Below are 19732 nucleotides of genomic sequence, written 5' to 3' on the forward strand. Positions count from 1 at the left end.
CATAAGTTGATTTTACCAACACTTATAAAAGATTAGAAACGACGCTTACAAGCTGAAAATTTAAAAAGTAAGATTATGTTTAAATTCAACAAACAAGTGGCTGCCTTAGCTTTTTTAACACTAATTGTAACTGGCGGAACCGTACCAGCCGGTGCTACTCAAAATCAAACCCCAGCAGAACAGCTATGTCAACTGCGACAAGGAATTAAACCTGTTTGCACAGTGTTGGTAACTGCTCCAATTGGAGTTGCCATCCGCTCTGGTCCTGGTTCTAATTACGAAAAAATCGGTGCCATCCCTTATCAACACGATGTCAACGTCAGGGTTAGCAAATCTTCTCGCGAGTGGGTAAAGCTTGCTTCTAGTCCTGGTTGGATTCATTCTCAGTATCTGGAAAAGGTTGGCGACTAAACACGCAGTTACCGCCCCAACTGCATAAGTCAACTTTGCCTGCAATTAATAACTATTGTCTGGCTGCAAGCTATACAACACCGTTGGTTGCACCTCTTCCATAAGGAAGGGGTTTATTTTTTGGGCGATCGCTACTCACACGCCTCCCATCACCCTCGCATCGCTTTCTGTGCAGTGACCTTTCCGGAATGCTCAGCTACTGAAACTTAACTCTATATTTACCAACCGTTTACTAACAGGCTATATTTTACTTTTATGGAGGGGAAAACCTTTGCCATCGCACCTGCTGCGATAGCAAACGCGGTTTTCTATAACAAAGCACCCGCAAAACCAAGGAGTATCTACCCCCTTCATTAACAGATCATCAGGGTTTCGTCTACCTTTCTTCATCCACAAGATGCTAGTACTTGTCATTCTTTATGTTAAGAATTTATTTAAAGTCACTAAAAGAATATTGATACACCGAATATGTTTGCCCACATATGCCACTACATCCAATGTTTGCAAGCGTTGAGGGTGATATCTAAAAATTAACCCCAGGTGAACTGGGGTTAATTTTTACTCATTTTCTTGGCGAGATTCCCTATTCCCTAACGGTCACTAGGGTGGTTATATGACAAGAGAAAACGTTCAATAAGCCCCAGGAATCTGGGGTTTTCTTATGAAAGGATAAATAATAGCAGTCGTCTTTACGTTTGTCTAGGAAACGCTGCTACAAAAAAACCACTAAAATACCCAAGCTTTGCCAGTGCCTCACGGCGAAGCCTTGGGCAATCGCTTATGACAGTTGCGTAAGTCCTGATTTATCTTGGTTATAAAACCGATGAAAAATAAAATTATATATTCCCTGTAAGAAAGTAGCTATGGCAAGCGGCGATTTGATTGATTCCCAGGGAAATTCCCTGGCGATGCCAAAGGTTAATGTGTTGACCATGTTTCGGCTTGGCTTATTTCAGATGGGGCTAAGCATGATGTCTATCCTGACTCTGGGGGTGCTCAACAGAGTCATGATTCAGGAAATAGCCATTCCGGCGACGCTGGTAGGAGCAGTGCTAGCAATACAATTATTTGTTTCTCCTTCTCGGATTTGGTTTGGGCAAATGTCTGATGCCAAGCCGATATGGGGCTATCACCGCACAGCTTATGTCTGGGTGGGAGCGGCAATATTTGCTGTCGCCTCATTTTTAGCTGTGCAGGTGTTATGGCAACTGAACAGTGTCGTCAGCAGTGCTGGTGGCTGGACATGGACAACTCAAACAATCAGCTGGATTGCTCTTCTGGCTTTAGTTTTCGCTTTATACGGTCTGGCAATTTGTGCAAGCAGTACTGCCTTTGCCGCTTTGTTGGTGGATATCTCTGAAGAAGACAACCGTTCCAAAGTTGTCGGTGTTGTTTGGTCGATGCTGATGGTGGGGATTATTGTCGGGGCAATTATCAGTTCCAGTTTGCTCAAGCAATTAACACCCGAGGCAACAACAGCGACATTACAGGCATCAGTTAACAAGCTGTTTATCGTTGTTCCGGCAATTGTCTTTGCGTTGGGGATTATAGCGACCTTTGGCGTTGAAAAAAAGTATTCTCAGTACACCACTCGTTCCACAGTCATCAACCGAGAAGACAGCATTACCCTTGGCGCAGCTTGGCGAATACTAACAGCTAGTCCGCAAACAGGTCTATTTTTCACCTTTTTAGTGGTGATGACACTGGGCTTATTTATGCAAGACCCGATTTTAGAACCTTATGCGGGTCAGGTCTTTCGGATGCCTCTAGCAGAAAGTACTAAGCTGAATGTTTTCTACGGCACAGGTATACTGATTGCCTATGGTGTCGGGGGCTTTTTGATTGTGCCGCGTTTAGGTAAGCAAAGAACTATACGCCTTGGTTGTATGTTAGTGGCACTGTGTGCAGGATTACTTGGGATATCAGGATTTTCTGCGAATCCAGCGTTACTCAAGCTCGCTTTGGTATTGTTCGGTTTAGCAACTGGTATTCTAACGACTGCCGCAGTCACCTTGATGCTGGATTTGACAGCGCCTGAAACCTCAGGAACGTTCATTGGTGCTTGGGGACTAGCGCAATCTCTGGCGAGAGGAACGGCTGTAGCTGCAGGTGGTGCCATTTTGGATGTAGGACGTAAGGTGCTGCCCAACTTAGTGCTAGCCTATGGACTCGTGTTTGCCTTAGAAGCCGCATTAATGCTGCTTGCTCTTTGGTTTCTAAACCGTCTGAATGTGAGAGAATTTCAGACAAACGCCAAACAGGCGATCGCCTCTATTTTGCAAAGCGAACTTGATTAATTTTGTTTCGCGCCAAGACACCAAAAACTTTTTGCGTCTTGGCGTCCTTAGCGCGAAAATAAAAATATGACTGAATTTTGGACAACAATTCTGGATTTTGCCCAAACCACTACCGTAAGAGTGGGAAACCAGTTAATGCAAGATTTTGGGCAAGTGCAAGCGTTACAAAAAGCTGATGGCAGTTTGGTAACGCAAGCAGATAAATGGGCGGATCAGGAAATACGGGACGCCATAGCATCTACTTTTGCTGGTTACGGTATCTTGAGTGAAGAAGGCGACAAGGTTTTTCCTGGTACCGAATGGTGCTGGGTCATTGACCCCTTGGACGGTACAACTAACTTTACTCGTGGGATTCCCATTTGGTCGATTTCCCTTGGTTTGCTGTATCAAGGCACACCAGTTTTTGGCTATGTCTACGTGCCGCCATTGAATCAAGCTTTTCACGGCTACTGGGGAGGTATACCTGAGTTAGAAGCACCAACTGGGGCTTTTCTTGATCGCCGTCCTATTTATACCAGTAATGACGATCCAAGTGGGAACCACTTCTTCAACCTCTGTTCCCGCAGCACCGCAGCGATAGAGAAAGACTTTCCCTGCAAAATTCGGATGCTGGGTGTTGCTAGCTACAACTTCTTGACAGTAGCTGCTGGCGCAACATTAGGTGGTATTGAAGCTACACCAAAAGTTTGGGATATAGCGGCTGCTTGGGTGATTGTCCAAGCTGCTGGGGGAAGCTGGGTATCGTTAAAGTCGGAACCCTTTCCTTTAATACCAGGGGAAGATTATACGACTCGTTCTTTCCCGACTTTAGTTGTCAGTCGGAAAGAATTGATTCCGATTTTTACTCCGTTTGTGGAGAAGGTGAAGATTTGAACCGCCAAGACGCCTTAGACGCAAAGCGGCGTGCCGAAGGCTAGAACGCCAAGAAATTAAGATGCACAGATATTGAGAAGGCGATCGCGTAACATCAATAGCATTAATAGAGCGATCGCCTTTGATGGTTTGATAGTTTTAGGTGAGCGATGCTCCAAAGGGCGGCTCCTTTGGAGCATCGCCTGTGTAACACCATCATTCAAGCTTGGAACTCGGAACTTCGTGCTTGGAACTCGAAACTTCGAGCTTGCAACTTCATCGTTGAGGCTCAGAAGTTCATTTATGTAGTAATATTTTAATTATTGTAGTATCAAAAATCTCCCCGCCTCAAGCAAATTGCATAATTTCTCCGAACCGTTATTGTGAACGGATGTCCCACCCCTAACCGTCGCTCAGAAATCTCCAAAGCTTGCAGGTAGAGGGGTTCGGCTTGTGAGTACCGTCCTTGGCAACGGTAGAGTAACGCTAGGTTGTTGAGGGTAATGGCGACATCGGGATGTTCCTCTCCTAAGAGGCGTCGCCTTAGTTGCAAAGCTTGTTGACACAGAAGTTCGGCTTGTGAGTACCGTCCTTGGCAACGGTAGAGTTTCGCCAGGTTGTTGAGGCTTTGTGCGACGTAAGGATGTTCCTCTCCCAAGAGGCGTCGCGTTAGTAGCAAAGCTTGTTGATGCAGCGCTTCGGCTTCTGTATACCGTCCCTGGGACTCGTAGACTAACGCCAGGTTGTTAAGGCTAATGGCAACATCAGGATGTTCCTCTCCCAAGAGGCGTCGCGTTAGTAGCAAAGCTTGTTGATGCAGTGCTTCGGCTTCTGTGTACCGCCCTTGGGACTCGTAGAGTAACGCTAGATTGTTGAGGCTAATGGCGACATCGGGATGTTCCTCTCCCAAGAGGCATCGCCTTAATTGCAAAGCTTGTTGACACAGGGGTTCGGCTTCTGTGTACCGTCCTTGGGAGTGGTAGAGTAACGCTAAGTTGTTGAGGCTAGTGGCGACATCGGGATGTTCCTCTCCCAAGTGGTGTCGCCTAAGTTCCAAGGCTTGTTGATACAGGGGTTCGGCTTCTGTGTACCGTCCTTGGGAACGGTAGAGTCCCGCCAGGTTGTTGAGGCTAAGTGCAACATGGAGATGTTCCTCTCCCAGCAAGCCTCGCATAAGTTCCAATACTTTTTGGTACAGGGGTTCGGCTTCTGTGTATTTTCCTTGGGATTCGTAGAGTAACGCCAGGTTGTTGAGGCTAAGTGTAACAAGGAGATGTTCCTCTCCCAGCAGGCGTCGCATAAGTTCCAATGCTTTTTGGTACAGGGGTTCGGCTTCTGTGTATCTTCCTTGGGAACGGTAGAGCTCTGCCAGGTTGTTGCGGCTTTGTGCGACATGGAAATGTTCTTCTCCCAAGCGCTTTTTAGTGACTTCTAGACACTGCTCATACCAAAGTGCTGCCTGATTGTACAACCCCTGACCTGCATAAAATCGAGCGTTACCGACGAAAGCCCAGATAAAATCTTTATCGCTGACATATTGAATAAGATTGTTGGCGACTTCTGCCAGATGAGGTATGCCTGGGGAAACAGCAGTGATTAACTCAAGGATGGGGTTGTCAGGAATTTTCTTAGCAACTGCTACCATTGCTGTGGCAAAAGCTTGTTTGAGATCCCCCCCTTGCCCTGCCTTAAAAAGGGGGGAATCTAACTGTCCCCCTTGATAAGGGAGGTTGGGGGGATCTAACTCTGTCAACTTTGCTTGAAAAAATTCCCGCAGGAGTGGATGCAGTTGATAAATTCCCTTTTCCTTACGCTGTAGCAAATGCAAATTGATCAGCTTATCATCCCGACTTTCTTCTAACTCTTCTGCATCTACATCGGGTAAGCAAAATTGTACCAACTCCCAAGGTATCGGCGCAGGGGCAAATAAACTCAGCAAACACGCCAGTTGCTTATCGGTGTCGTTTAATTCTTGCCAACTCAACTCAAAGGCTGCTTGCACACCCTGCTGTGCTGTCATGTCGTCTTCTGGCTTAACAAGGGCTGGTTGTTCTAGTCGCTTTTTCTCCAACCGCCGCAACATTTCTGCTAAAGATAAATCCTCTTTTCGTGCCAAATACCGCCCGACTAACTCTAACCCCAAAGGCAAATATCCCAGCCATTCACAAAGTTGCAACGCCACCAATTCACCGTTTGACCTCTCCCCTAACCCCTCTCCTTGTAGGAGAGGGGAATTTAACTCCCCCTTCCCTACGAGGGAAGGGGGTAGGGGGGTTAGGTCATTCTCCTTTTCAATCCTTTCTACCCCAACCAGTGACTGCAATAACTCCAGCGCCGCTTCTGGTTGCAGCACATCTAAAGATAATTTCGCTATTGATACGCCTAAACGTTGGCGCGTTGTCATCAAAACTTTAAACCGAGACGATGAGGTTGGTAGGTACGGCTTGACTTGTTTGTAGTCGGTGACGTTATCTAACACTAACAGCACTTCACCTTCACGCCAGTTTCGCCAGCAATATTGCACTTGCGCCAGTAAATCAAAATCCGGCGATATTTCTGGTGGGTTTAAATCAAGGTGAGTACGGGCAAACTTCACTAAATTTAACCCTACATCCTGTAACGCCAGCAACCAGCAAATTCCACCTTGGTAACTTTCGCGGTGTGCGATCGCATATTGCAGCGCCAGTTCTGTTTTCCCCACGCCACCCATACCAGCAATTGCCGCTATTGCCACACGGTCATTTTCCTGCAAGAGTTGATGGAGGTCTTGCAGTTCTTTTTCACGTCCAACGAAGTTCGTCGCCCCACTCGGGCGAAGATTATCGTAACGGGTAGGAGTGGGTTTTGGTTTTCTTTTTTCAGTACGCTGTACACCTGGTAAATTGTCTCGACGGCGTTGCCATTCTTGATCAAACTTATTCAGATTTGCTTGTTTGTCGTCTTTGTTGTGCCACAGCGTCAACTGAAAGTGCCAGTTCTCCGAACCGCGCGGATGTTCACGCTCATCTTTCAAAATACCCAAAAAATCTTGCAGTCGCTTTAGTGCTTCGCGGACTTGCTCTTTGTCTAAAGCAGCGAGTTTTGCCAATTCTCTCAAATTTGTTCTGACAATCACCTGATTTGGCGTTTGCCAGTTGAGGTCAATTTTATAGCGTTGGCAGTCCTCTAACTCGTCATTAGCATAAGCCAAAAACTTCTCTAAAAGCAGCCTTACCCGCGCTTTGACATCATCACCGTAGGAAGCACGCGCCATCAGTCACCTTGAGAAAGTTTGCGACAAAGTTTGGGGATTCCCCAATCTTAATCTACCAACCCCAAACTCCAAATTCCTGATTTGACCCGATTCCAGCAGATAGAAAAGAGGTTTTGCTGTCAAATACTACCCCAAATTTACCGTTGCCTCAAGAGTTGAGGAACAACAAATGAAGGTAGCGAAATCAAAGAATCATAAGAAGTTGGTGACAGTTTTGGTGTTTGTGATTCCCCTTGTTGCAGACTTGATAATGCCTGGTTTGGGAATTGCGATTGATTTTTTATTCTTAGTTTGGGAATTGATGGAACCAGAGGAAACGGAGGGGGAAGATTCTGGTAAGTTATAAAATCTGGCGACTGCAAGTCGCGGCTACACTCTCCCAAAACCCCCTAAGCGAGTTTCAGTAACTTTGAAGGCTTGTAGTAAGGGCTTTAGCCCTTTCCAAAGCACTAAAGTGCTTACTACTTTGAAGGCTTGTAGTAAGGGTTCTAGCCCTTTCCAAAGCACTAAAGTGCTTACTACAAATCTATCAAAGTACTTTTACTATGACCTAATGTTGTAAAGGCAACACAGTAATCAACTCAGAAAATCTAGCAAAATCACCTGTGTTATGAGTTAATAGCTGAGGAATACCGTAAACTAACATTGTGGCAACAATATTCGCATCATGCACCTGCTTGCCACCGATGGTAATTTCTTCCATCAACGTCAACAACCTTTCAGTCACCTGAGAACCATCTTCAGCTACTCGAAAGCGGTTTTGGAAATAGCGGATATCCTGAATTACTACCGCAATGGGCAATGCAGCAGTAAATTGTTGAGGACGGGTGAGGGTAGTCAAATATTCCCGTAACACTTGTCGGTTAATCCACAATTCAACTCCTCCATCAAAAAAATCTTGGATAGCCTGCATAGCAGCTTGGTGAAACGGAGATTGAATTTGACTAGCGTATACCAAGATATTCGTGTCTAGGAAAACAGGATTACCGTCCCCAATCATCATACATATCCTCACGTCTTAGAGAAAGATTTTCAGGCCAAGGACCACAATTATGGACAGGAAAATCTAGCGGCGATCGCTTTTCCTTTGTCTCTGTTTTTTTGGGTAAAGGCTGTTCATCAATCATCACCACAACTCTATGCTCACCTGCTGGAATATCGGGTGGTAACTGTACTGTGATTTTGCCGTCTGCTGTAACGGTGGCAATTGTTTCAATAGTTTTCATATTATTCCTCGTTTTTATCAAAGCTATTTTATTCTATGTACGACCACTTTGTTTGTTTAGCAGTTCAGCAATCAGTCTTCTCTACGGAAAGTAACGGTTTCCGAAACTAATCCTACAGGATAAGCGGAAAATTTTAGCGGTGTACGCTTCTCCTTTATCTGCGGTTTTTCTACCAAAGGCTTTTCATTAATTACCACCACAACTTGATGCTCACCTGCGGGGATATCTGATGGTAACTGGAGTGTAATTTTTCCATCTGTTGTAACTGTAGCAATTGTCGTAATCGCTTTCATCTCATTTCTCGTAAAATATGGCGTTACCGTCCCCAATCATCGTACATATCCTCACGTCTTAGAGAAAGATTCTCACCCCAAGAACCGTAATTATCTACCGGGAAGTTTAAAGGCGATCGCTTTTCCTTGGTCACTTGCTTTTCTACCAAAGGCTGTTCATCTATCACTACCACTACTTTATGCTTACCTGCTGGGATATCTGGTGGTAACTGCACTGTAATTTTCCGATCTGCTGTAACCGTAGCAATTATTTTGATAGTCTTCCTATTATTCCTCGTTTTTATCAGGGCTATTTTATTGTCGCCCAGTCGTAAAGCCTCCCGTGAAGGATACGGGTCTACGCACTTAGCACTCACTACAAACCGCTACAATAGAGATTTGGAGCATTGTGCATCCGGTTATGGGTCTTCCTATTGTTGCTATTATTGGTCGCCCGAATGTGGGCAAATCTACCCTGGTTAATCGCCTTGCCGGGGAAAAATCTGCTATCGTTCATGACGAACCAGGTATGACACGCGATCGCACATATTTACCCGCCTACTGGAATGATCGCGAGTTTCTCGTTGTCGATACTGGTGGTTTGGTATTTAATGACGATACAGAATTTTTACCACTGATTCGCCAACAGGCTATGGCAGCCCTTGCAGAAGCAAGTGCCGCAATTTTTGTGGTAGATGGTCAAACTGGACCAACACCTGCTGATCAAGAAGTTGCGGAGTGGTTGCGACAACAACCTGTCCCTGTCCTGCTGGCTGTCAATAAGTGTGAATCTCCAGAACAAGGTTTAATGCAAGCTAGCGAATTCTGGGAATTGGGCTTGGGTGAACCTTACCCCATCTCTGCCATTCATGGAAGCGGCACAGGAGATTTTCTCGACGAGTTAATTAAACATCTGCCACCGACAGAAGAAATCCCAGAAACTAATGAAATTAAAGTGGCAATTGTGGGACGCCCGAATGTCGGAAAATCCAGTTTATTGAATGCTTTCGTGGGAGAAGCAAGGGCAATTGTTAGCCCAATTTCTGGTACCACCCGCGATGCGATTGATACTGTCGTGGAACGAAATGGGCAAATTTACCGCTTGATTGACACAGCAGGGATTCGCAAAAAGAAGAACGTGGATTATGGTCCCGAATTCTTTAGCATCAACCGTGCTTTTAAAGCAATTCGTCGCGCTGATGTGGTTTTAATGGTGATAGATGCTCTTGATGGTGTCACCGAGCAAGACCAAAAATTAGCTGGGCGGATTGTCGAAGAAGGTCGAGCTTGCATTATCGTGGTCAATAAGTGGGATGCTATCGAAAAGGACTCTCACACGATTTATGATTACGAAAAACATCTGCAAGAACGGATGCATTTCACGGAATGGGCGCAAACCATTTTTGTCAGCGCTTTGACTGGGCAACGGGTGGAAAAGATTTTGGAGTTGGTGAAAACAGCAGCCGAATCGCACAAACGCCGTGTCAGCACAGCTGTGATCAACGAAGTCTTGGAAGAAGCGGTTGGTCGGCATTCCCCGCCAGTCTCTCGCGGTGGGCGTCAGGGCAGGATTTATTATGGTACGCAAGTCAGCGCCCAACCGCCTACAATAGCATTGTTTGTCAATGATGGCAAACGCTTCAACGACAACTACCGTCGCTATATTGAGAGACAATTTCGGCAACACTTGGGCTTTCAAGGAACTCCGATCCGTATACTATGGCGGAGTAAGAAAAGTCGTGATGTCGAAAGTGGTAGTGCCAATCGCGCCACCCGCGTGTAAATGAAGATAGAAGAATAAAGAAAGAAGAGTGAAACTTTTTCTTTCTTGAATCTTCAATCTTCACTGTTCTTTCTTCTAAAAAATGGATTTACTGCGATCGCTGCCCATTGGTCTTTACTTAGAACAACCTCAAACTTGGCTACACAAACTCGATCCGCGAGTCAAGTTGGTTTGGTTGATTAGCTTTCTCACAACGTATATTTTTGCCAACAACTTATGGCGCGTGCTGTTGGTAGTCGTGTTGATTCTTGCTACCTTAATGGCACGTATTCCCCGGCGAGTTTGGCGGCAGCAAATGGTCTGGCTGTTGACATTATGCTTTTTTGTGCTAGTGATTATATCTATCAGTCCTGATGGGCTTGGTATAAGTTATCAACCGCGCCTGCCAACCAACCAACAAGTCTTAACAGAAAAATCAGCTGCGACTCCTTCAACTCCAGCGCCCCCAACAAACAACCAAAAAGACTACAGATACCTACTGATTGACAAAGGTCCAGTTAAAGTCACTCGCCGTTCGTTGGATTTGGCAATCAGTGTGAGTACGATGGTATTTACCTTGATTTACAGTACCAACCTATATTTGCTGACAACCGCACCAGAGGAAATCACAGCTGCTCTAGAAAGCTTAATGCAACCCTTGCGACGGTTTAAATTACCTGTCACTGAGATGACTTTGACTTTAACTTTATCGTTGCGGTTTATTCCTCTAGTTTTAGAAGAAATCCAGAATTTAATTCGTTCTGTAATGACAAGGGCGATTAATTGGAAAAAGCTGGGATTGAAAGGAGCCGTCAAGGTTTGGTTGTTGGTTGCACAACGGCTGTTGGAAAATTTGCTACTTCGAGCAGAGCAAATGGCGAGCGCGATGATGGTGCGAGGTTTTACGAGTCCTCATGAACATCGAGTGCAATGGCACGACTTACGGCTGAAAACAGGTGATTGGGTGGCGATCGCAATTCTAATCTTATTTTGGGGAGTGCGACTGGCAATTGGTACTGAAGTCTAAATTGTCAAAGATACAGACTGTATTATTATGTATTATTAAAATGTATACAGGAAAAATATTTGTTTAGGTAGTCAAAAGTTAAGAGTTAATCTTGAGCGTTGACTTTAACGGATGGGAACGAACCCAGCTTGCTCAACAATTTTCTGACCTTCTTTCGATAGCAACATACTGGAATAGGCAATTGCAGCCTTCTCATCGACAGAGCGATCGCGGCGGAGTACTATAAACAGGCGGCGAGTCATTGGGTAAGTGCCATCTAGAAACGCTTTTGCATTGACCTGCCTCTTTTCTGTATAAGGTGACACATATTGCTTAGTGTTGGCTTTAGCCAACGCAATCGGACGGATTGACTTTTGGGTAGCAAAGATTGGAGCCGAACCGTAAGAGATTCCGCCTGGTGTCGCGGCAACCTTACGAATAGCTGTAGTGTAATCGCGAACGATCTGCACATTGGAACCGATATCATCGCCCTCACCGCCCAACAGTAACTTGAGTACGCTGGTAATTTTGGGATCCAAAGCGACAGGTACAACCGGCAGGTTTGGTCCTCCCACCTGCTGCCAGTTGGTCACTTTGCCTCTAAAGATTGCCTGGAGTTGGTCTATAGAAAGCCCAGGGATAGTTAGGTCTGGATGAGTGTAAAAGGTCACTCCGTCAATGCCTATTGGTACCTGTTCTAAGGAAAAACCGAGGGGTTTAGCTTTTTTGTGGTCATTTTCTTCAAGGGGTCGAGCACTCTGAGCAAAACTTAATTCACCTTCAAGCAGCATTTTGATACCCGTACCGGAACCAGGCTGCTCATTAAACGGCTCAGTGTAGCGCAGGCGAAATTCTGGGTGAGCCTTGCTGATAGCATCGTTCATGCCATGAGCAGTCAGAGCTGCAAAGGTATGAGCTCCGCCGTAGTTGAACAGACCAGCTGGCACATTTTGCACCTCCCGCATTGAATCACGCAGTTGCAAATCAGAAACACGACTGATTTCTGTTGGTACTGGTTGCGACGTTAAAAATAAGTCATTTTTCGAGGACAAATAGACAAGTCCCCCAGGAATAACTAGAAGTGCCGGAACTAGAAACTTCACAGCACCTGGAATAGCGGGCAACTTTTGTTTCAGGAAAGTAGACTGACTTCCATTAGGGGGTTGGGTGGGAGCGGCAGACATTCCCAGTTGTCTGAAGGATCTGGAGACAGGAGAAGCGATCTGTGACTGCCCTGAGTATCTCTTTGAAAGAGTGATAGGGAAAATAGGGTCTAAAACCTCTAAAATTTCGTCTGCTGATTGAAAACGATAAATAGGCTTTGGTGCCAACATCTGGTTAATGGTTCTTGTCAGCAGTGGGTTCAGCTTCAGATATTGCTCCCAATTCCACTGCAGCGTATTTTGGTTTAGCAACTGCTGGGGCTTTTTCCCCGTCATCAGCACAAGGGCTGTGACTGCTAAAGCATACAAATCGCTATGAGGAGCTACTAATCCCAGCTGGAGTTGTTCATCTGGCGCATAACCCACTTTTCCCAAACAAGTGAACGAAACATTGGTAGGATCTTGCCCTATTTGTGTTTCTGTACCGACTTCGATCGCGACTTGTTTAACTCCCCCCATGTCAATCAAAACAGGAAGATGATCCTGGGTACGGAGTATGATGTTGTCAGGTGAGATATCTCGGTGAATTACCCCTCGGTGGTGAAGATAACTAAGAATTGGTAACAGGCTTTGGAAGAGCTCCAAAATTTCTGTTTCACTAAAGCATTGACCTTGCTTTAAGCGTTGCTCAAGTAGCTCCTTATAAGTTGGTCCCTCGATATAATCTACAACTAGGAAAACTCGCTTCTCTTGCCGAAATATCTCCCAGAATCGAGGAATCTGTGGGTGTTCAAGCTGGTGCAGGGTTGCTGCTTCTCGTTGAAATAATTCCTCTGCTTTTTTGAGGGCGGCAGTGTTCTTCATTAAAGGCATAAACTCTTTAATGACAAATTTTTCACGAAACCGCCCTGTGTCTTCTGCTAGATAAGTTCTACCGAATCCCCCTTGCCCCAGTTGTCGCTGGATGATGTAACGTTCACGGAGGTATGTCCCAGGTTGCAACGGTTCAACTTCGTTTTCTGTTGACGAAACTGCACCTACTGGCTGGGATTCTATTGTTGACACAGGCTCACCACACTGGTTACAGAATTTTGACCCTGCTGGAACTGGGTGCCCATTTCTACATACAATTGTCATAATCGTTTCCAACACGGATTATTTAGTACTACCCGTTATTAAATAGAGGTCCCAAATCAAAGATTATGCCAAAACAGGGAAGTCAATTATCCCTCAAGCCCGTTCCGAACCTCTTTTATGGTGATGTGTACTTAGAGTATAAGCCACTCCTGATGCTAACCTGTAGTTATTGTTATTTGTTGCAATTATCTGTCTAGATAACTATGATTCTTGCCTATTTTTTGTAAATATTTTTGTCGATTTATTGTAAACAAAATTATCTAAATTTTTGTGAACTTAAGTTTGCTTGGCTATGTTCAATTAACGTAATGTAACAATACTAATTTTATCTAATTGATATCATGTCGTTTAATAGCAATACGGTTGATATGATGTTCGGCAAATTACCCATAATAAAACTTGTATGTAGTAAGGACTTCAGTCCTTGTTTCCGTGGAAGAGGACTAAAGTCCTTACTACACATTTGTAAGGACTTAGGGACGAGCGGGTGGCACGAATGTGTTATACATTGCACACGTGTAAAACTTTCGGATGCAACGTCTCTACATTGACGTATTCACAAGGGTTTTGGTCTTATCTGAACCGTATTGCGTTTAATAGCTTCAACATAAACTTTTCTAAAGTTTTGAGCAACTTTACTCCAAGTGTATCTTGATAAAACTTTCTGCCGACCAGCATTACCCAGAGTCTCAGCCAAATGAGTATTTTTCAATAACTTTACAATTGCCTCTGCTAGCATTTCCTGGTTTTTATAGTCAACTAACAGCCCATCTCTTCCCTCATCTATAACCCAAGGTATTGCTCCAGAATGACAACCAATAACAGGTTTACCTGCTGCCCAAGCTTCTAGAAATGCAATGCCAAAAGACTCAAAACCAGAAGGGTAAGCAAACACATCTACGGCAGAAAATAATAAGGGTTTTTCCTCATTAGAAAAGTTATAGTAAAGCTTTACTTGCTTTTTGTATGTCTCTGGTAATTGAGAGATAATATTTTCCACTTTCTCTGCAAACATTGTCTTTGCTCCAGCAATAAAGAGCTGCACATCAGGGAAAATTTGCCAAACAAGGGGCATTGCTCGTACAAGTGTGTCTACTCCTTTGTGTCCCCCCAACTGTCCAATAAAACCTACGACTGGTTGCTCTCCAAAACCGAAATACTGTTTCGCTTGCGTTGCGGAAATTTGTTCAAATGGTTCTGGATCAACTCCAACTCCTACGACAACGACACGTTCAGGTGATGCTCCCCGTTGAATAACGTAATCTGCTTCGTATTTTGTATTAGATAAATAGTAGGTAGATTGCCCAATAGCACGATAGATTCTGGAACGTTGAAATGCCCAATCATCTTGCGGATGTATACCTCCATGTAAAACACAAGGTCTTCCAGACTCTTTAGCACCGTTCAGCGCCGCATACATATGCAGTAATGGAAAAGATGAAGCAGCAATAATATCAGCGGGAAATTCTTGGATAGCTTTTTTCAAGCCAGGAATAATCGGTCCTCCTGCTATTGTCCTTAAATGCTCGTTGAATGGTAAGCGCAAACGATAAGCGACTTTTTGAGGAAATCGTACCATTTGGCTCATTCGGCTGTGAACTGCAAACCGTCGCACTTTGACACCGTTGATTTCCTCGTCACCTGCTTGCAAGCGTGGTAGTTTTGGATTGAAAAAACCTTCACCATTAAAGCAATTTGTGGTGAAGACAGTGACTTCATCGCCAAATTGCCGAACCAACTCTTCAGAAACGCGTTGAATGAGCAATTCTGTACCCCCAATTGCTGGAGTATAACCTTGGGTAACGTGCAGGATTTTCATATATACCAGTCCTATCTAATTTGTGAAAATTACCTTTAAACCAACCGCCAAGACGCCAAGAACGCCAAGAAAAGAGACAACAGAGAGTTAAGCGCAAGCGCAGGCTTCGCCAACACAAATGATTTAGGATTGCTATATATTAGACTTCTTGCACTCCCGAACTTTTTCTTAGTGTTCTTCTTTGCGTCTAGAGCGTAGAGCGCGAGACAAAATAATATTTATGCAATCTTGTCTATAGTTACCGAAACTTTTGCCGAATACGTTGCAGAAGTTCGCGGCTTCCCTCAGTACGCCAAATTTCAATGAGTCGCGCCAATTTGCCACGTTTTACCACGGTCGGTGTAACTAGTTTACGTATCTGTCGGTCAGGTGCGTACTCTGCATGTAAGCAGTAGCGTCGGAGAGGTTCAACGACTTGTGACCAACTCAAAGATTCTCGCAACGGTTCAAATGCTGAAGCCCAAGATGATTTTGGACGTTCTAAGATTTGGGCGATCGCCTGCGCTACTGCTTCTACATCCAATGGTGCTACAGCTCTACCAACACCATACTGTTTTACCCATTCACTCGTGACATCGCCTTCACTCACAAGGACTGGTAAACGCGCCCAAAGGTAATCTAATACTCGTGTGCGAATAGAATAACGGGTTTCTATGTGTGGGGGATGAAGAGTCACGCCAATATCAGCTTCACATAACAGCGCTTCTCTTTGTTCGTATGGTATCCACTCATAAAAGAAAATGGTACGGTCTTTCTCGCCAATTTCAGCAGCAAGTGCTTGTGCTTGTTCTGCCATTTTGTGAGGAGGAACCTGAGGATTAGGATGACGTGTTCCTAAAAATACCAGCCGTGCTTGCGGGTTATTAGCTACAACTTGAGTCCAAGCTTTCACAAGGGTGAGAGGATCGAGCCAGTCCCAAATGCCGCCGCCCCATAGTACAATACGAGCATCTTCTGGAAATCCTGGATGTATACCGCGTAATGTAGGATTTGGACGAGGTTCTCGGTTAAGAAAGCCGATTCCTACTACGTCAATCAAAGAACGCAGGCTAGTATCTTTGGCAAAATTGCGGGGGTTAATGCGTCCATTGGAAGCTAGTACACCGATCCACAAATCTCGCTGGCGATCGCTTCCACAAATAAAAAAATCACCTAAACGCGCTAGGCTATTCGTCACATCTACTGCACGGTTATTCAAGCTTTCCTGTGCGGCGAGTGGCTTGTTGAGGTGGTAGTGTAAATTCTCTAGAATAAACGGGTCGTAAAGGTCAACGACGATGCGTTTCTGTGTCTGGTGCAAAAAGGCGAATTTTTCTACCATGTAACCGGACACCAAGGCAATATCGCTGTTTTCCACCAGGACTTGCAAACTTTTTGGACGCTCATCCCAGTAACGCACTAATTTTATATTTGCGACTTCGAGAGTCGTTTCAGAAGGAATAGCGAGAGTTACATCCAACTCCTGACTGAGGACACGCGCTAATTCCAGGTAACGCATCCCAGGACCTGCCATTTTAGTATCTACCACATCATTGCTGACAATCAGCAAACGTGGGCGAGTTTTAACATTTTCCAATTCAGGCATTAATGAAATTTTGATTGCAACATTTCTTTGAGTTTAAACCACTGGTTTCTCAGTTGCCAGAATCTACTTTTTTCCATATATTCAACTAAAGCTTGTAATCGTTGAATTTCTGCATCTTTATGTTTTAATTCTGTCTCTAATTGAGAGCTATTTAGATTTTTGTTAGTTATTTGCGTTATATATTCCAATCTATTTTTAATTTTTTGTCCAATTATTTTAGGGTTTAACAACAGTTTAATTTGTTCAGAAGCTTTTTTTCCTATCTGCTTTGCTTCTTCATAATTATTAAATACGTATTGCATTAGGTATGCAGCATGGTCAACATCTGGTTCTGCCCATATATTTCCTTTTTTGTAATGCGCGTAATCTTCTGCTAAGCTAATTAAAGAGTACTTGACAGGAAAACTATTATTAACATTCATAAAGTCAGTGTTTCCTGAGTAAGCAGTTGCTATGACGGGTTTTTCATAGAACATTGCCTCAGCAATTGTCAAGCCAAACCCTTCCGAACGATGTAAAGATACGTAGCAGTCACAATGATAAATGAGTGCATGAAGCTCGTCTTTTAGTAAATATTTGTCAATGAATTTAATATTCTTAAAGTTTTTCACTAAATCTTTGAACTGTTTATATTTTTCCGGAAATTTGTTGGCATTGGAAAACTTGAGAACTAGTAATACTTGTTCATTATCTTTGCCGAAAGCTCGCTCAAAAGCTTCAACAACTGCTATGGGATTTTTGCGTTCAAATACGCTGTAAAAATCAAATACAAAGAGAAAAATAAATTTGTTATCTGGTAACCCTAGTGCTTCTTTACTAATTGATGGTTGTGGAAGCGATATACAGGGCATTATCTTAATCACTGGTATAGGTGATACAGGTGCAATTGCTTCTACACAATAACTGCTATAAGTCCATATTTCATTAAAAAGATTAAATGCAGGTAGCCATTCTTTGGGAAAATTTGGAAGTTCCCATGCCCAAAATCCAATATTATACTTATTTTTAAAGTATTCAATTCCTACAGAGGAGATGAAATTATTTATCATATCTCCATTTACATGAACAATATTGGCTGGATAGGGATTATCTGCAGAAAAATTTGTGTAAGTAGAATCTAACTTCCTATGAATTGTATTAAAAGTGCAATTATTAATGACAAAAGGAATGTCAGATGCCTCAATTGCTCTAATAGTTGCTCTAACGCCTTCACCTAGACCAAATTCACTATTTACATAACCTGCAACGTTAACACCAGAGAAAAATTTTGCAGTAGAAGATGAAGCGTCGCCTTCTGAATACATATCTTTTATCATTATTTAATTTTATTTTTGCCAGACTACTAATATCACTCCACTAATAATTAAACTCAAGCCTACAAGACGTGTCACCGGAATAGGTTCTTTGAATATAAACGAACCTAACAAGACTGAGAAAACAGAAACTAGCGAAACGGATGGATCTGCAATGCTCAGGTTTACTCTCGTTAAAAGCAGTATATAAGCTAGAGCGCCGAAACCATAGCAGGCTAGCCCAGTTATTAATTCAGGTGTGGTAGCAATGCTAAGAATGTGACTAACCGTATTTGCTGCATTCACTCTTCCTAACTTAAGCGCGCCCATCTTTAAAAAAAATTGCCCTCCTACACTTGTCAAAATAGACATTAGCAGTAAAAAAAATTCTTGTAGACTCATAAACTTGTAGACTCATAAAATTGTCCTCACACTCATTAATGAGTTTTTTCATCACCTCCCACTAGATATTAATTAAAATTCTAAATGAATCGTCGATTTTACACCACGTAAATTATTTTTGATAAACACATGCTTTTAAATGCCTACTAGGCAATTACTTATTTTCGCTCAGTTGTTTAAGGTCATAGTCAACCATTAACTCTACCAATTCCTTAAATGAGTACTGAGGTTTCCAACTCAAATTGGTCTTAATTTTATCAATGCAACCAACCAATTGTACTGGTTCATCAGGGCGGTAGAATGCAGGGTCAACTGAAACATAATTTTGCCAATCGAGTCCAACACTGTTGAAAGCACATTCAACCAGTTCTCTAACCGAGTGCGTTTCACCACTGGCGATGATATAATCGTCGGGTTGCTCTTGCTGCAACATCATCCACATAGCATAGACGGCATCTTTGGCATAGCACCAGTCACGACGAGCATCAAGGTTGCCTAATTTTATTTCGTTAGCTAGACCAAGTTTTATCTTGGCAGCTGCTTGGGTGATTTTCCGAAATACGAATTCTGCACCACGTCGTGCAGATTCGTGGGTATAAGTGATGCCACAGCAAGCGTAAAGCTTGTATTGTTGGCGATAGTTGATTGTCATCCAATGAGCGTATGCTTTGGCGACACCGTAGGGGTTACGGGGACGAAAGGCGGTGCGTTCGGTTTGAGGTGATTCGTCCGGTTGACCAAAAACCTCGCTACTGGAAGCTTGGTAGAATTTGGCATCTGGTTTGCAGCGACGGATGGATTCTAGTAAGCGAGAGACGCCCAAAGCTGTATATTCTGCGGTAAGTGCTGGTTGTGTCCAGGAGAGGGGGACGTAGCTTTGGGAGGCGAGGTTGTAAATTTCATCCGGTTGTGTTTCACTAACAACATCCATTAAGGAAGTTTGATCCAAAAGGTCGCCGGATACAATTTGGATCTGATTGAACAGATGGCTAACACGCTCCAAGTTACTTGTGCTAGAGCGACGCACTAAGCCAAATACTTGGTACCCTTTGGCTAGTAGTAGTTCGGCAAGATAAGAACCGTCTTGTCCGGTTAATCCAGTAATGAGGGCTTTTTTAGTCATTATTTACAATTTTTTATTTTTTATTTTTATATTAAGTGAATACAAAATACATTCCTATGAAATGCTTTCGAGATGAAAAAATTTTCTACATTATTTTGGAAGTACTGAGGCAACTATAGTTTTCTAAACTAGCTATACAGTTAGCTTTGAACTCAAGATATGCATTTTCATAAAGTTTGAAAGTCGAGTTGA

Annotated in this window: 18 protein-coding genes; 6 read left to right on the forward strand and 12 right to left on the reverse strand. The window is 43.6% G+C overall.

Features of this window, described 5'->3' with window-relative positions; all coding sequences use genetic code 11:
- Nucleotides 1-75 precede the first annotated feature (75 nt).
- From ACM0OZ_RS17915 to ACM0OZ_RS17925, 3 genes are all read left to right on the forward strand, one after another.
- The gene (locus ACM0OZ_RS17915; RefSeq protein ID WP_414584178.1) at nucleotides 76-411 is read left to right on the forward strand and encodes an SH3 domain-containing protein; all 336 of its coding nucleotides are present in this window, start codon (nucleotides 76-78) and stop codon (nucleotides 409-411) included.
- An 863-nt stretch (nucleotides 412-1274) separates the two neighbouring features.
- The gene (locus ACM0OZ_RS17920) at nucleotides 1275-2708 is read left to right on the forward strand and encodes a BCD family MFS transporter (RefSeq protein WP_414584179.1); all 1434 of its coding nucleotides are present in this window, start codon (nucleotides 1275-1277) and stop codon (nucleotides 2706-2708) included.
- Nucleotides 2709-2774: 66 nt separating this feature from the next.
- Nucleotides 2775-3581: an inositol monophosphatase family protein gene (locus ACM0OZ_RS17925; protein ID WP_414584180.1), complete on the forward strand. Its 807-nt coding sequence runs from the start codon at nucleotides 2775-2777 to the stop codon at nucleotides 3579-3581.
- A 56-nt stretch (nucleotides 3582-3637) separates the two neighbouring features.
- Here ACM0OZ_RS17925 and ACM0OZ_RS17930 read toward each other — a convergent pair whose 3' ends face one another.
- Together ACM0OZ_RS17930 and ACM0OZ_RS17935 are read right to left on the reverse strand one after the other, a co-directional pair.
- The gene (locus ACM0OZ_RS17930; protein ID WP_414584182.1) at nucleotides 3638-3784 is read right to left on the reverse strand and encodes a hypothetical protein; all 147 of its coding nucleotides are present in this window, start codon (nucleotides 3782-3784) and stop codon (nucleotides 3638-3640) included.
- A 107-nt stretch (nucleotides 3785-3891) separates the two neighbouring features.
- On the reverse strand, nucleotides 3892-6813 hold the full coding sequence (locus tag ACM0OZ_RS17935) for a tetratricopeptide repeat protein (RefSeq protein WP_414584183.1): 2922 nt from the start codon (nucleotides 6811-6813) through the stop codon (nucleotides 3892-3894).
- A gap of 169 nt (nucleotides 6814-6982) precedes the next feature.
- On the opposite strand from ACM0OZ_RS17935, the gene ACM0OZ_RS17940 reads away from it, so the two are divergent.
- Nucleotides 6983-7159 carry a hypothetical protein gene (locus ACM0OZ_RS17940; RefSeq protein ID WP_414584184.1) on the forward strand — a complete coding sequence of 59 codons (177 nt, stop codon included), beginning with the start codon at nucleotides 6983-6985 and terminating at the stop codon, nucleotides 7157-7159.
- Between the two features lie 204 nt (nucleotides 7160-7363).
- On the opposite strand, the gene ACM0OZ_RS17945 is transcribed toward ACM0OZ_RS17940, so the two are convergent.
- The 4 genes from ACM0OZ_RS17945 to ACM0OZ_RS17960 form a co-directional block, all read right to left on the reverse strand.
- On the reverse strand, nucleotides 7364-7816 hold the full coding sequence (locus ACM0OZ_RS17945) for a type II toxin-antitoxin system VapC family toxin (RefSeq protein ID WP_414584185.1): 453 nt from the start codon (nucleotides 7814-7816) through the stop codon (nucleotides 7364-7366).
- Nucleotides 7797-8039: a hypothetical protein gene (locus ACM0OZ_RS17950; RefSeq protein WP_414584186.1), complete on the reverse strand. Its 243-nt coding sequence runs from the start codon at nucleotides 8037-8039 to the stop codon at nucleotides 7797-7799. Before ACM0OZ_RS17950 ends, ACM0OZ_RS17945 begins: the two co-directional genes overlap by 20 nt.
- 71 nt (nucleotides 8040-8110) lie before the next feature.
- Complete coding sequence (locus tag ACM0OZ_RS17955) at nucleotides 8111-8332, reverse strand: hypothetical protein (protein ID WP_414584187.1); 222 nt, start codon at nucleotides 8330-8332, stop codon at nucleotides 8111-8113.
- Nucleotides 8333-8355: 23 nt separating this feature from the next.
- Nucleotides 8356-8688 (reverse strand): hypothetical protein, encoded by a 333-nt coding sequence (locus tag ACM0OZ_RS17960; RefSeq protein WP_414584188.1) that lies wholly within the window; start codon nucleotides 8686-8688, stop codon nucleotides 8356-8358.
- Nucleotides 8689-8732: 44 nt separating this feature from the next.
- Here ACM0OZ_RS17960 and der point away from each other — a divergent pair, with 44 nt between their 5' ends.
- Both der and ACM0OZ_RS17970 read left to right on the forward strand, forming a co-directional pair.
- A complete protein-coding gene (gene der, locus ACM0OZ_RS17965; protein WP_414584189.1) occupies nucleotides 8733-10094 on the forward strand; it encodes a ribosome biogenesis GTPase Der in 1362 nt (453 codons plus the stop codon).
- 82 nt (nucleotides 10095-10176) lie between these two features.
- The gene (locus tag ACM0OZ_RS17970; protein ID WP_414584190.1) at nucleotides 10177-11100 is read left to right on the forward strand and encodes an energy-coupling factor transporter transmembrane component T family protein; all 924 of its coding nucleotides are present in this window, start codon (nucleotides 10177-10179) and stop codon (nucleotides 11098-11100) included.
- A gap of 104 nt (nucleotides 11101-11204) precedes the next feature.
- Here the strand turns inward: ACM0OZ_RS17970 and ACM0OZ_RS17975 are convergent, their stop codons facing one another.
- From ACM0OZ_RS17975 to ACM0OZ_RS18000, 6 genes are all read right to left on the reverse strand, one after another.
- On the reverse strand, nucleotides 11205-13247 hold the full coding sequence (locus ACM0OZ_RS17975; RefSeq protein WP_414584191.1) for a protein kinase domain-containing protein: 2043 nt from the start codon (nucleotides 13245-13247) through the stop codon (nucleotides 11205-11207).
- A gap of 628 nt (nucleotides 13248-13875) precedes the next feature.
- Complete coding sequence (locus ACM0OZ_RS17980; protein ID WP_414584192.1) at nucleotides 13876-15138, reverse strand: glycosyltransferase family 4 protein; 1263 nt, start codon at nucleotides 15136-15138, stop codon at nucleotides 13876-13878.
- A 238-nt stretch (nucleotides 15139-15376) separates the two neighbouring features.
- Complete coding sequence (locus ACM0OZ_RS17985) at nucleotides 15377-16723, reverse strand: glycosyltransferase (RefSeq protein ID WP_414584193.1); 1347 nt, start codon at nucleotides 16721-16723, stop codon at nucleotides 15377-15379.
- Nucleotides 16723-18039, reverse strand: coding sequence for a glycosyltransferase (locus ACM0OZ_RS17990; RefSeq protein ID WP_414584194.1), 1317 nt, complete (start codon nucleotides 18037-18039; stop codon nucleotides 16723-16725). The genes ACM0OZ_RS17985 and ACM0OZ_RS17990 overlap by 1 nt, the downstream gene beginning before the upstream one ends.
- Before the next feature lie 9 nt (nucleotides 18040-18048).
- Nucleotides 18049-18417, reverse strand: coding sequence for an EamA family transporter (locus tag ACM0OZ_RS17995; protein ID WP_414584195.1), 369 nt, complete (start codon nucleotides 18415-18417; stop codon nucleotides 18049-18051).
- Between the two features lie 154 nt (nucleotides 18418-18571).
- Nucleotides 18572-19540, reverse strand: coding sequence for a GDP-mannose 4,6-dehydratase (locus ACM0OZ_RS18000; RefSeq protein ID WP_414584196.1), 969 nt, complete (start codon nucleotides 19538-19540; stop codon nucleotides 18572-18574).
- Between the last annotated feature and the right edge of the window lie 192 nt (nucleotides 19541-19732).

The sequence above is a fragment of the Scytonema sp. PCC 10023 genome (assembly GCF_963920835.1).
GTDB lineage: Bacteria > Cyanobacteriota > Cyanobacteriia > Cyanobacteriales > Nostocaceae > Kalymmatonema.